Consider the following 12438-nt stretch of genomic DNA (forward strand, 5'->3'; position numbering starts at 1 on the left):
CCCCCCCCCCCCCCCCCCCCCCCCCCCCCCCCCCCCCCCCCCCCCCCCCCCCCCCCCCCCCCCCCCCCCCCCCCCCCCCCCCCCCCCCGCCGTTCGTTCCGGACGGGGTGGAGCCGCGGAACCGGGCCGGACGGGGGTTTTGGCCGCCCCGGCCCCGCGTCCGGCGTCAGGAGTCGCGTCGAACAGCCTCGATGCGACGGCGCCGGAGCACCATGCCGGCCCAGCCGACGCTGATCGCGGCGGCGCCGGCCAGCAGCAGCGGGCCGGTGGCCGACGTGCCGACGGCCGCGGCGGCGGTCGGGATCACGGCGCCGGCCGGGGAGTTGGGGTCGCCGCCGTGGCCGTGGTGGGCGACCGTGGACTTGGGCGCGTCGGCCGCGATCTGCGCGTCGCTGGGCGCGGCCGGGGCCTGCGCGGCGAGCGCCGGAACCGCCGGGGCACCGGCCGCGGTGGCCGCGCCGAAGTCGACGTCGGAGCAGCTGTAGAACGCCTCCGGGCTGTCGCTGCGCTGCCAGACCGTGTACAGCAGTTGGCGGCCGGTGCGCTGCGGCAGGGTGCCGGCGTAGGTGTAGAAGCCGTTGGTGGCGGTGCGGTCGACCTGCACCTGGGCGACCGGCGTCGGGTCGAGGTCCGACCACTTCAACGGCTTGGTGGCGTCGTAGCCCGGCTTGGTGATGTAGACGGTCTGGGTGCCCACGTGCGGCGCGGTGGTGCGGAACTGGAAGGTGAAGGCGCCCGCCTTGACCGCGGTGGCCGGCCAGTCGGTGCGCGGCCAGTCCAGGGCCTGGTACTTGTCGCGGTTGGCCGAGCAGAGCTTGCCGTCCGGGATCAGCGACTGGTGGTTGCCGGCCGCGTTGGCGATGTTCACCTCGTTCCAGTCGTACAGCGGCTGGGTGCCGCTCGCGGCGACGAGGTCCTTGCAGACCTGGGACACCGGGTGCTCGGGGCCCTCGGCGTAGCAGGCGGCGACCCGGCTGACCGGGTTGGTCATGGTGCCGTGGGCGCTGGCGGTGCCTGCGGTGGAAACGGCCACCGCGAGGGCCGCGGCGCCGACCGCGCCGACGGACAGGGCACTTCGCTTGATGGACATGGGGTGGGGACTCCTTGACCGTCGTTCCGGGCGAGTGTGGGGGGAGCGGACACGCCTGCCCGTTCGGGGGCCGCCGGCCCGGACCGCGGACCCCTGGCCAGAGCGTATGATTGGTCTGGACCAGCTGGCAATAGTCGCGCATGCCACGCTTTCTGACGGACTGTAGGCCCCCGAACAGGGCAAAGGCCCGACGGAACGGCCGGGTTAGGCGTTCCATCGGGCCCGCTTAAGGCTCCGGAAAGGTCGTCGGACGGCCGTTCGGACGGTCAGGCCGCCGCCGGCCGCCGACCGGTCACAGGAACGCCTTCCCCTCGCCCCGGTACGTCGGGACGGTCCGGACGATCCGATCGCCCTCGATCAGGTGCAGTTCGGCGAAGCGCTCGCACAGTTCGCCCGCCTTGGCGTGCCGGAACCAGATCCGGTCGCCGATCAGCAGGTCGTCCGCGGCCGCGCCGAGCAGCGGGGTCTGCACCTCCCCGGCGCCCTCCATCGGGTCGTAGCGCAGCCCCTGCGGCAGGTACGGCACCGGCGAGCGGTCCGGGCCGGCCGCGCCGGAGGCGGGGTAGCCGCCGCCGAGCACCGTCACCACGCCGACGCCGGGGCGGCGCACCACCGGCTGGCCGAACAGCGCGGCCGGACGGCCGTGGAACGAGCGGTAGTTGTCGAACAGCCGGGGCAGGTAGAGCCCGGAGCCGGCCGCGACCTCGGTGACCGCGCGCTCGGCCACGGTGGACTCCACGCTGCCGGTGCCGCCGCCGTTGACGAACTCCAGCTCGGCCACCCGCCGCAGCCGCCGGACCGCGGCCGCCCGCCGCTCGGCCAGTTCGGTCCTGGCCCTGGCCTGCATCAGCCGGATCAGCTGCGAGCGCAGCGGCCGGCCGGGCACCTGGTCGCCCACCCCGGCGACGTGCCCCTCGTAGGCCATCAGGCCGACCACCCGGAAGCCCCGGCGGTGCTGGACGAGTTCGGCGAAGGCGCCGAGGTCCTCGGGGGTGCGCAGCGGGGAGCGCCGGGCGCCCACCCGGACCCGCCCGCCGAGCAGGTGCAGCGCGGTGTCCAGCTCCAGGCAGACCCGCACCTCGGCGTCGCCGCCGCGGGCCTTGTCGATCAGATCCAGCTGGGCGGGGTCGTCGAGGACGACGGTGACCTCGCGGGCGAGCGCCGGATCGGCGGTCAGCTCGGTGTACCCGGCCCGGTCGGCGGAGGGGTAGGCGAGCAGGACGTCGCGCACGCCGGTGCGGGCCAGCCAGAGCGACTCGTCGAGGGTGTAGCTCATCACCCCGGCGAAGCCGTCCACGGCCAGCGCGCGTTCCAGCAGCGCCCGGCAGCGCACCGACTTGCTGGCCACCCGGATCGGCTTGCCGGCGGCCCGGCGCACCAGGTCGGCGGCGTTGGCGTCGAAGGCGGCGAGGTCGACGACGGCCACCGGACCGTCCAGGTGCGCGGTGGCCCGGTCGTACCGGAGGCGGTCGGAGACCGGAGCGGGAGCGGTCGCGGGTGCGTCGAGGATCACCATGGGCGCAGGGTGCCACACCGCACTACCGGTGGGTAGCCCCCGCGTGCGGGGAAATGGGGCGGCTCGCGCGCGGTGGCATAGGGTCGGGCGGGTGGACCGCAAAGACTTCTCCAACCCGGCGTTCGTCGGCAAGGGCATCCCGAACCCCGGCTTCTCCGACGACGACGGCACCGCAGACCCGGCGCTCGCCGAGGCCCTCGCCCGCTGGTCGCAGGACCACGCGGCCGAGCCGGAGGTGCTGGCGGCGCTGACCCCCACCCGGCTGATGGTCCCGATCGTCGCGATCCTCGGCGAGGTCGAGGTGGACGAGCACGGGCACCAGCACGAGAAGACCAGCGACATGGCCGTCCCGGTGCTGGAGGCCCCGGACGGGCGCCGCGCGCTGCCGGCCTTCACCTCGCTCGACTCGCTCGCCCGCTGGCGTGCCGACGCCCGCCCGGCGCCGACGGCGGCCCCGCAGGCCGCGATGGTGGCCTTCTCCGAGCGCGCCGACACCCTGCTGGTCGACCCGGCCGGGCCGGTGCCCTTCCAGCTGAGCGGCGCCCGGCTGCGGGCGCTCGCGGAGAACCGCCCGTTCCTGCCGCCGGTCCGGGACCCGGAGGTGCGCGAGGCGGTCCGCGGGCTGCTGGCGGCCGAGCCGCAGGTGCTCACCGGGCTGCTGGCGGCCTCGGAGGGCTCGGACGGGGTGCTCGCGGTGGTGTTCGACCCGGCGCTGGAGCAGGACGGGCTGCAGGCGGCCGTGCAGCGGGTCGGGCGGGCGGTGGCCGCCGACCCGGTGCTGCGGGTGCGGCTGGACCGGGGGCTGGACCTCGCGGTGCTGCCGGCGAGCGCGGAGCTGCCGGGGGAGCCGCTCTACAGGCGGTAGGGAGCGGTGGGGAGCCGTAGGAAGTGCGTCGGGGGGGGGGGGGGGGGGGGGGGGGGGCGGGGGGAGGTGGGTGGGGGGTGTTGCTTCGCGCGCCCCCCCGCCCCCGAGTCGCGTCCGGGTCAGGAGTAGACCGGCCCGGTGAACTTCTCGCCCGGGCCCGTGCCCGGCGCGTCCGGGACGATGGAGGCCTCGCGGAAGGCCAGCTGCAGCGAGCGCAGGCCGTCCCGCAGGGGCGCCGCGTGGAAGTTGCTGATCTCCGGGGCGCCGGCGGTGACCAGTCCGGCCAGCGCGGTGATCAGCTTGCGGGCCTCGTCGAGGTCCTTGTCCTTGTCCCCGCCCTCGGCCAGGCCGCACTTGACCGCGGCGGCGCTCATCAGGTGCACCGCGACGGTGGTGATCACCTCGACGGCCGGGACCTCGGCGATGTCCCGGGTGAGGTCGTCGAAGCCGATCGCGTCGTCGTCCGCGCCGGGGGTCTTGGTGGGCTCGCTACTCAAGGGGGGCTCGTTCCGTCGTGCCGGTGTCCGTACCCCTGGAGCGTACAAGGGCCCTTCCGGAGGCGGACAAAGGTGGTGAGGTGGGGCGGAATAGCGTTCGACTCCGCAGCGCTGTATGCTTCGAGACTGACCGGCCGGGATCCCGTATGGGCACCTGGCCAGCAAGAGGAGGCTCCACCCAGGAGGCCCGAGAGGGCAACCGCGAAAGTCTCCCACCTGGTCGACCTCAGGGTCGACGGGTCCCGGTCCGCGACGGGCGCCACGGCGCCGAGTCGCAGCAGCGCTCCTCACCAGGGTGTTGCCCCCGGATTGTGTGGAGCCCCGCTTGTACCGAGCGGGGCTTTTTTCGTGTCGCGGTGCACACGGTGCCGAACAGGTGCCGGGCAGCGCAGCACGAATGAAGCCCCGCCCAGTGGTCGAGTCCACTACGTGCGTCCGCCGTCCGACGGCCGCATCGCAGAAGGTGCAACCGAGGAGGCCCCATCAGCACCGAGCCCCGCATCAACGACCGGATTCGCGTCCCGGAGGTGCGACTCGTCGGTCCCAGCGGCGAGCAGGTCGGCATCGTGCCGCTTGCCAAGGCGCTGGAGCTCGCGCAGGAGTACGACCTTGACCTGGTCGAGGTCGCGGCGACCGCCCGGCCGCCGGTGTGCAAGCTCATGGACTACGGCAAGTTCAAGTACGAGTCGGCCATGAAGGCCCGTGAGGCGCGCAAGAACCAGGCGCACACGGTCATCAAGGAGATGAAGCTCCGGCCGAAGATCGACCCGCACGACTATGACACCAAGAAGGGTCACGTCGTCCGGTTCCTCAAGCAGGGCGACAAGGTCAAGATCACGATCATGTTCCGTGGTCGTGAGCAGTCCCGCCCCGAGCTGGGCTTCCGCCTGCTGCAGCGGCTCGCCGACGACGTCCAGGACCTGGGCTTCATCGAGTCGTCGCCGAAGCAGGACGGCCGAAACATGATCATGGTTCTTGGCCCGCACAAGAAGAAGACCGAGGCGATGGCCGAGGCCCGCGCCCTCGCCGACGCCCGCAAGGCCGAGCGTCAGGGCCGTACCCCCGGCTCCGACGCCGCCGCGGACGACGACCTGGTGGACGACGACCTGCTGGTCGACGACGAGGTCGCCGACGACGAGGTCGCCGATGACGAGGTCGCCGACGACGAGGCGACCGAGGCAGAGGACGCCCCGGCCGAGGCACCGGCCGTCGAGGCCGACGCTCCGGTCGAGCAGCCGGCCGCCTCCCAGGGCGCCTGAGCCTTCACCGGCCAGGGCGGCCCGGGAGACCGGCCCCAAGGTGACGGGGCGCCCCGCCCGGTCACACAGATCCATCCAGTTCACGCCCGCGTGGCGCAGGCCGCGCGGGCGCGGACGGGACCGACGAGGAGATACGGCGAAATGCCGAAGCAGAAGACGCACAGTGGCGCCAGCAAGCGCTTCAAGATCAGTGGCTCTGGCAAGGTGCTCCGCGAGCGCGCCGGCCGCCGCCACCTCCTGGAGCACAAGCCCTCGACGCTGACCCGCAAGCTGGCCGGGACCGTCGAGCTGGCCCCCGCTGACGCCAAGAAGATCAAGAAGCTTCTCGGCAAGTGATCGCCCTCCCGCCCGGTGCGAGCCGTGAGCGGGGCAGCTGATCCTTCCCGACCCATTCGAATGACGGACCACGTGAAGTAGTCCGTGGTCCAACCCAAGGAGTAATCAAGTGGCACGCGTCAAGCGGGCAGTCAACGCCCACAAGAAGCGCCGGGTCATCCTGGAGCGCGCCAGCGGCTACCGTGGCCAGCGCTCGCGCCTGTACCGCAAGGCCAAGGAGCAGGTCACCCACTCGCTGGTCTACAACTTCAACGACCGCAAGAAGCGCAAGGGCGACTTCCGTCAGCTGTGGATCCAGCGCATCAACGCTGCGGCCCGTGCCAACGGCATCACCTACAACCGCTTCGTGCAGGGCCTGAAGGCCGCCAGCGTCGAGATCGACCGCAAGATGCTGGCCGACCTGGCCGTCAACGACCCGGGCGCGTTCGCGTCGCTGGTCGAGGTCGCCCAGAAGGCGCTGCCGGCCGACGTGAACGCCCCCAAGGCTGCCGCCGACGCCGCCTGATCTTCCGAGATCAGTCGAGCTCTGACCGGACCCGCAGGCTCCCTGCGGGTCCGGTTCTGCGTTTCCCCGGATCTTCAGCGCCGCCCGCCACAGAGAACGAGACCATGCCGAGCACCGACACCCCCCTGCTCACCTCCCTGCGCTCGCCGCGCGTCGTCGCCGCCCGCCGGCTCGCCAAGCGGAACCAGCGCACCAAGGAGCGCCGCTTCCTGGTCGAGGGCCCGCAGGCCGTCCGGGAGGCCGTCGCCTTCGGCCAGCTGCCGGGCTCGGCCGAGCACGCCGTGGTCGAGGTGTACGTGACCCCGGAGGCCGCCGAGCGGCACGCCGCCATCGTCGAGGCGACGCTGGCCGAGGGGCTGCCGGTGCTGACCGCCACCGACGAGGTGATCGCCGACATCTGCGACACGGTGACCCCGCAGGGCATCGTGGCGCTCTGCCGCTTCATCGACACCCCGTTCGCCGAGGTGCTCAAGGCCCGCCCCAAGCTCGTCGCGGTCCTCGCCCACGTCCGCGACCCCGGCAACGCCGGCACCGTGCTGCGCACCGCCGACGCGGCCGGCGCGGACGCCGTGGTGCTCACCGACGCCTCGGTGGACCTGTACAACCCGAAGGCCGTCCGGGCCTCCGTCGGCAGCCTGTTCCACCTGCCGGTGGCGGTCGGCGTACCGGTCGAGGAGGCCGTCGCGCAGCTGCGCGCGGCCGGGGTCCGGGTGCTCGCCGCGGACGGCGCGGGGGAGCGCGACCTGGACCAGGAGCTCGACGAGGGCACCCTGGGCGCGCCCGGCGCGTGGGTGTTCGGCAACGAGGCCTGGGGGCTTCCGGAGGAGACCCGCGCGCTGGCCGACGAGATCGTGCGCGTCCCGATCCACGGGCACGCCGAGAGCCTCAACCTGGCCACCGCCGCGGCCGTCTGCCTGTACGCCTCGGCCCGGGCGCAGCGCTCGCCCGGCGGCTGCCGCTCGAACGCCTGACCCGCACGCTCCCGGCGCCACCGGCCGAGGGCCTACTACAGGGGGCTGCGAGGCGCTAGGGTCTGCCTCTGTGGGGGGAACGGCACGGTGGGTAATCGGGGAGGACACCCATGGTCGGCAGCGGGCCAGAGCTCGACCCGGACGACCTACCGGACGGCCTGGTGGTCGCCGATGCGCTGGGCCGGGTGGTCTGCTTCAACCGGGCCGCGGCCCGGCTCACCGGCCTGCCCCCGGAGGCCGCGCTCGGTAGCGGGCTGGAGGACGTCCTCCCGCTGGAGGACCTGGACGGCCGCCGCTGGTGGCAGCTGACCGACCCGTACGGCGGCCTGGCCACCCGCACCGGCCAGCCGGAGCGCAACCTGCTGCTGCCCGGCGGCCGCGAGGTGCTGGTCTCCGCCCGGTACGTCCGGGACGTGCCGCTGGGGCCGCCGCAGCGGGTGGTGATCGCGCTGCGCGGCACCGAGGCCCGGCGCCGCACCGAGCGCAGCCACGCCGAGCTGATCGCCACCGTCGCCCACGAGCTGCGCTCGCCGCTCACCAGCGTCAAGGGCTTCACGGCGACGCTGCTGGCCAAGTGGGAGCGGTTCACCGACGGGCAGAAGCGGCTGATGCTGGAGACGGTGGACGCCGACGCCGACCGGGTCACCCGGCTGATCGCCGAACTGCTGGACATCTCCCGGATCGACGCCGGCCGGCTGGAACTGCGCAAGCAGGTGGTCGACCTGGCCGCCGCGGTGCGCCGGCACGTCGAGCGCAAGGTCGCCACCGGCATCCCCGAGGAGCGCTTCGACGTCCGGATCAGCGAGTCGCTGACCGTCCTGTGGGCCGACCCGGACAAGGTCGACCAGGTGCTGGCCAACCTGCTGGAAAACGCGGTGCGCCACGGCGAGGGAACTGTCACGATCGAGGTGGCACCGGCCAAGGAGGTCGTCGAGGCGCCCCTCTGGGAGCGCTCGGGCACCCCTCCCCGCATCGTGGAAGGAACCGCGGTCACCGTGAGCGACGAAGGAAGCGGCATCCCCGAGGAGTCGATGCCGCGCGTCTTCACCCGCTTCTGGCGCGGTTCCAAGCGCGGCGGCACCGGCCTGGGCCTGTACATCGTCAAGGGCATCGTGGAGGCCCACGGCGGCTCGATCCGGGTCGACCGGGCCCCCTGCGGCGGCGCCCGGTTCCGATTTATCCTGCCCGCCAGCGTTCCGGACTTCATGCTCTGAAGGAGCATGAACGACAAGCAGAGCATGCTCTGAAGGAGCATGAACGACAAGCAGAGCATGCTCTGAAGGAGCATGAACGACAAGCAGAGCATGCTCTGAAGGAGCATGACGACGAGCGGGGCATGCTCTGAAAGAGCATGAACGCATGCTCTGCGGTCCCGCTGGACGGGCTTCCAGGCAGCCGCGCTACGCGCTGCGACTACACTCGACCTTTGGCGTTGTGGGACGCCCTGTGCGGCTGAGCCGCGGACACCCCTCTTCCCCGTCGTACGGAGAACGGCTGCCCGTGCCCCGGCCACACCGGGCGTACCGCAGGGGAGAGCCACCCTTACCTGAGCACGGACGAGCAGGAGCACGGGAAGATAGAGATGTCGGCACCCAACAAGTCGTACGACCCGGTCGAGGTCGAGGCCCTCAAGCCCGAGGTGGTGGAGCAGGCGCGGGACGAGGCCGTCGCCGCCTTCGCCGCCGCCAGCACGCTCGACGAGCTGAAGGAGGCCAAGGTCGCCCACACCGGCGACCGTTCCGCGCTCTCCCTCGCCAACCGCGAGATCGGCGCCCTGCCCCCGCACGCCAAGGCCGCCGCCGGCAAGCTGATCGGCCAGGCCCGCGGCGCCGTCAACAAGGCCCTCGCCAAGCGGCAGGCCGAGCTGGAGGCGGAGCGCGACGCCCGCGTGCTGGTCGAGGAGGCGGTGGACGTCACGCTGCCGTACGACCGTGCCCCGCGCGGCGCCCGGCACCCGCTGACCACCCTGGCCGAGCGCATCGAGGACACCTTCGTCGCGATGGGCTACCAGGTCGCCGAGGGCCCCGAGGCCGAGGCCGAGTGGCTGAACTTCGACGCCCTCAACCTGGGCCCGGACCACCCGGCCCGCTCGATGCAGGACACCTTCTTCGTACAGGCCCCGGACGGCTCCGCCGACTCCGGCGTGGTGATGCGCACCCAGACCTCCCCGGTCCAGGCCCGCACCCTGCTCGACCGCGAGCCCCCGGTCTACGTGGTCTGCCCCGGCCGCGTCTACCGCACCGACGAGCTGGACGCCACGCACACCCCGGTGTTCCGCCAGGTCGAGGGCCTCGCGGTGGACGAGGGCATCACCTTCGCCGACCTCAAGGGCACCATCGAGGTGCTGGTCGAGAAGCTGATCGGCGGCGGCCTGGAGCTGCGCTGGCGCCCCTCGTACTTCCCGTTCACCGAGCCGAGCGCCGAGATCGACCTGCAGTGCTTCGTGTGCCGCGGCGAGAGCGTCGGCAACCCGGACCGCCCCTGCCGGACCTGCTCCTCCGAGGGCTGGATCGAGCTCGGCGGCTGCGGCGTGGTCAACCCGCGCGTGCTGGTCGCCTGCGGCGTCGACCCCAACCGCTACAGCGGGTTCGCCTTCGGCCTGGGCCTGGAGCGGATCCTGATGAATCGTCACAACGTCGCCGACATGCGCGACATGGTCGAGGGTGACGTGCGCTTCACCCTCCCGTTCGGGATGGAGATCTGATGCGCGTCCCGCTTTCCTGGCTGCGTGAGTACGTCGACCTGCCGGCCGGCGAGACCGGCCGTGACGTGGCGGAGCGCCTGGTCCGGGCCGGCCTGGAGGTCGAGACCGTCGAGCAGCTCGGCGGCGACCTCAAGGGCCCGCTGGTCGTCGGCGAGGTGCTCTCCATCGAGCAGCTGACCGGCTTCAAGAAGCCGATCCGGCACTGCCTCGTCAACGTCGGCGACGCCAACGGCACCGGCGAGCCGCAGGAGATCGTCTGCGGCGCCACCAACTTCGCCGTCGGCGACAAGGTCGTCGTGGTGCTCCCGGGCGCCGTGCTGCCCGGCCCCTTCCCGATCGCGGCCCGCCAGACCTACGGCCGCACCTCGGCCGGCATGATCTGCTCGGCCCGCGAGCTCGGCATGGGCGACGACCACGACGGCATCATCGTGCTCCCGCCGGAGTTCGAGCCCGGCACCGACGCGATCGAGCTGCTCCAGCTGGTCGACGAGGTGCTGGACATCGCCGTCACCCCGGACCGCGGCTACTGCCTGTCGCTGCGCGGCGTCGCCCGCGAGGCCGCCGCCGCGTACGGGCTGCCGCTGGCCGACCCGGCGCTGCTCGACGTGCCGCCGGCCAACTCCTTCGGCTACCTGGTCAAGGTCAACGACCCGGCCGGGTGCGACCGTTTCGTGGCCCGCACGGTCGTCGGCATCGACCCGACCGCCAAGTCCCCGATCTGGCTGCAGCGCCGCCTCCAGAAGGCCGGCATCCGCCCGATCTCGCTGACCGTCGACATCACCAACTACGTGATGCTGGAGGTCGGCCAGCCGCTGCACGCCTACGACAAGCAGCGCGTGAGCGGCCCGATCACGGTCCGCCGGGCGGAGCAGGGCGAGAGCCTCACCACCCTCGACGGCGTGCAGCGCAAGCTCTCCGCCGAGGACCTGCTGATCTGCGACAACAGCGGCCCGATCGGCCTGGCCGGCGTCATGGGCGGTGCCTCCACCGAGATCCTCGACCCGGCCGCCGGCCCGGGCACCACCGAGGTGATCATCGAGGCGGCGCACTTCGAGCCGGTCGCCGTCGCCCGCGCCGCCAAGCGGCACAAGCTGCCCTCCGAGGCGTCCAAGCGCTTCGAGCGCGGCGTCGACCCGGAGGCCGCCCGCGCCGCCGCCCAGCGCGCCGTCGACCTGCTGGTCCTGATCGCCGGCGGCACCGCCGAGGCCGGGGTCACCGACATCGCCGCCCCGCACCCGGTGCGCACCATCACCATCTCCGCCGACCTGCCCGACCGGGTCGCCGGCACCGCGTACGGCCGCGAGACCGTGACCCGGCGCCTGCAGGAGATCGGCTGCTCGGTCGCCGGCGCCGACGTCCTGGAGGTCACCCCGCCGACCTGGCGCCCCGACCTCACCGACCCGTACGACCTCGCGGAGGAGGTCATCCGGCTGGAGGGCTACGACAACGTCCCCGCCCGGATGCCCAACGTGCCCCCGGGCAAGGGCCTGACCGAGGCCCAGCGCGTCCACCGCCGGATCGGCGTCGCGCTGGCCGGGGCCGGTTACGTCGAGGTCAACAACTACCCGTTCCTCGGCGAGAGCGCCTTCGAGGCGCTCGGCCTGGAGCCGGACGACCGGCGTCGGCGCACCGTCAAGCTGGTCAACCCGCTCAACGACGAGGAGCCGGCGCTGCGCACCACGCTGCTGCCGGGCCTGCTCGGCTCGCTGCGCCGCAACGTCGGCCGCGGCAACACCGACCTGGCGATCTACGAGACCGGCACCGTCTTCCTGCCCAAGGACGAGCTGTCCGTGGCCCCGCGTCCGGCCGTCGACCGCCGGCCGAGCGCCGAGGAGCTGGCCGCGCTGGACGCCGCGCTGCCGGACCAGCCGCGCCGGGTCGCCGTCGCCCTCGCGGGTGAGCGGCTGCCGTCCGGCTGGTGGGGCCAGGGCGCCGTGGCGTCCTGGGCGGACGCCGTCGAGGCGGCCCGTACGGTGGCCCGCGCGGCCGGCGTCGAGCTGACCGTCCGGCAGGGGCAGCGGGCGCCGTGGCACCCGGGCCGCTGCGCCGAGCTGGTCGTCACCGGCACCGACCGGGTGGTCGGCCACGCCGGTGAGCTGCACCCGCGCGTCGTCAAGGCGCTCGGCCTGCCGGCCCGCACCAGCGCGATGGAGATCGACGTCGACCTGCTCACCGCGGACGGCGCCGAGAAGGTCAACGGCCCTGCGGTCTCCGGCTTCCCGGTGGCCACCCAGGACGTCGCGCTGATCGTCGACGCCGCCGTTCCGGCCGCCGACGTGGAGGCCGCGCTGCGCTCCGGCGCGGGCGAACTGCTGGAGGCCATCCGGCTGTTCGACGTCTTCACCGGCGAGCAGGTCGGCGAGGGCCGCAAGTCGCTGGCGTACGCGCTGCGCTTCCGCGCCGCGGACCGCACGCTGACCGCCGACGAGGCGACCGCCGCCCGCGAGGCGGCCGTCGCCGAGGCCGTCGCCCGCACCGGCGCGGTGCTGCGCGGCGCCTGATCCCGTCAGGCCCCAGGGCCCCGGGGGGGGGGGGGGGGGGGGGGGGGGGGGGGGGGGTGGGGGGGGGGGGGCGGGGGGGGGGGGGGGGGGGGGGGGGGGTGGGGGGGGGGGGGGGGGGGTCGCCCCCCCCCCCCCCGCCCCGTTCCGTCGCCCGCCCGTTCCGTTCTGTCCCCCCGATCGGGTTGGATGGTCGG

11 protein-coding genes are annotated in these 12438 nt (G+C 73.7%); 8 read left to right on the top strand and 3 right to left on the bottom strand.

Going from position 1 to position 12438, the window contains the following annotated elements:
• Positions 1–166: 166 nt before the first annotated feature.
• Both AC07BF_RS36800 and AC07BF_RS36805 read right to left on the bottom strand, forming a co-directional pair.
• On the bottom strand, positions 167–1090 hold the full coding sequence (locus tag AC07BF_RS36800; protein ID WP_400803675.1) for a lytic polysaccharide monooxygenase auxiliary activity family 9 protein: 924 nt from the start codon (positions 1088–1090) through the stop codon (positions 167–169).
• Between the two features lie 292 nt (positions 1091–1382).
• On the bottom strand, positions 1383–2606 hold the full coding sequence (locus tag AC07BF_RS36805; RefSeq protein ID WP_478334533.1) for an alanine racemase: 1224 nt from the start codon (positions 2604–2606) through the stop codon (positions 1383–1385).
• A 91-nt stretch (positions 2607–2697) separates the two neighbouring features.
• On the opposite strand from AC07BF_RS36805, the gene AC07BF_RS36810 reads away from it, so the two are divergent.
• Positions 2698–3471: an SseB family protein gene (locus tag AC07BF_RS36810; protein WP_478334534.1), complete on the top strand. Its 774-nt coding sequence runs from the start codon at positions 2698–2700 to the stop codon at positions 3469–3471.
• Between the two features lie 119 nt (positions 3472–3590).
• Here the strand turns inward: AC07BF_RS36810 and AC07BF_RS36815 are convergent, their stop codons facing one another.
• On the bottom strand, positions 3591–3968 hold the full coding sequence (locus AC07BF_RS36815; RefSeq protein ID WP_350877933.1) for a DUF1844 domain-containing protein: 378 nt from the start codon (positions 3966–3968) through the stop codon (positions 3591–3593).
• A 482-nt stretch (positions 3969–4450) separates the two neighbouring features.
• Between AC07BF_RS36815 and infC the strand changes: the two genes are divergently transcribed.
• The 7 genes from infC (at position 4451) to pheT (ending at position 12244) form a co-directional block, all read left to right on the top strand.
• The gene (infC, locus tag AC07BF_RS36820) at positions 4451–5227 is read left to right on the top strand and encodes a translation initiation factor IF-3 (protein WP_363583961.1); all 777 of its coding nucleotides are present in this window, start codon (positions 4451–4453) and stop codon (positions 5225–5227) included.
• Positions 5228–5368: 141 nt separating this feature from the next.
• Complete coding sequence (rpmI, locus tag AC07BF_RS36825) at positions 5369–5563, top strand: 50S ribosomal protein L35 (RefSeq protein WP_030055648.1); 195 nt, start codon at positions 5369–5371, stop codon at positions 5561–5563.
• A 109-nt stretch (positions 5564–5672) separates the two neighbouring features.
• Positions 5673–6068: a 50S ribosomal protein L20 gene (gene rplT, locus AC07BF_RS36830; protein WP_030055649.1), complete on the top strand. Its 396-nt coding sequence runs from the start codon at positions 5673–5675 to the stop codon at positions 6066–6068.
• A gap of 104 nt (positions 6069–6172) precedes the next feature.
• A complete protein-coding gene (locus AC07BF_RS36835; protein WP_478334535.1) occupies positions 6173–7039 on the top strand; it encodes a TrmH family RNA methyltransferase in 867 nt (288 codons plus the stop codon).
• Between the two features lie 110 nt (positions 7040–7149).
• Positions 7150–8253 carry a sensor histidine kinase gene (locus AC07BF_RS36840; protein WP_363583816.1) on the top strand — a complete coding sequence of 368 codons (1104 nt, stop codon included), beginning with the start codon at positions 7150–7152 and terminating at the stop codon, positions 8251–8253.
• A gap of 368 nt (positions 8254–8621) precedes the next feature.
• Complete coding sequence (gene pheS, locus AC07BF_RS36845; RefSeq protein ID WP_363372880.1) at positions 8622–9743, top strand: phenylalanine--tRNA ligase subunit alpha; 1122 nt, start codon at positions 8622–8624, stop codon at positions 9741–9743.
• Complete coding sequence (gene pheT / locus AC07BF_RS36850; protein ID WP_363583814.1) at positions 9743–12244, top strand: phenylalanine--tRNA ligase subunit beta; 2502 nt, start codon at positions 9743–9745, stop codon at positions 12242–12244. The genes pheS and pheT overlap by 1 nt, the downstream gene beginning before the upstream one ends.
• The last annotated feature ends 194 nt before the right edge of the window (positions 12245–12438 follow it).

The organism is Kitasatospora sp. NPDC043950, assembly GCF_056435345.1.

Excerpts from the sequence above, each read along its gene's own strand:
- AC07BF_RS36835 (WP_478334535.1), top strand. The coding sequence starts at position 6,173 with ATGCCGAGCACCGACACCCCCCTGCTCACCTCCCTGCGCTCGCCGCGC.
- pheT (WP_363583814.1), top strand. The coding sequence starts at position 9,743 with ATGCGCGTCCCGCTTTCCTGGCTGCGTGAGTACGTCGACCTGCCGGCC.
- rpmI (WP_030055648.1), top strand. The coding sequence starts at position 5,369 with ATGCCGAAGCAGAAGACGCACAGTGGCGCCAGCAAGCGCTTCAAGATC.
- pheS (WP_363372880.1), top strand. The coding sequence starts at position 8,622 with ATGTCGGCACCCAACAAGTCGTACGACCCGGTCGAGGTCGAGGCCCTC.
- AC07BF_RS36800 (WP_400803675.1), bottom strand. The coding sequence starts at position 1,090 with ATGTCCATCAAGCGAAGTGCCCTGTCCGTCGGCGCGGTCGGCGCCGCG.
- AC07BF_RS36805 (WP_478334533.1), bottom strand. The coding sequence starts at position 2,606 with ATGGTGATCCTCGACGCACCCGCGACCGCTCCCGCTCCGGTCTCCGAC.
- AC07BF_RS36840 (WP_363583816.1), top strand. The coding sequence starts at position 7,150 with ATGGTCGGCAGCGGGCCAGAGCTCGACCCGGACGACCTACCGGACGGC.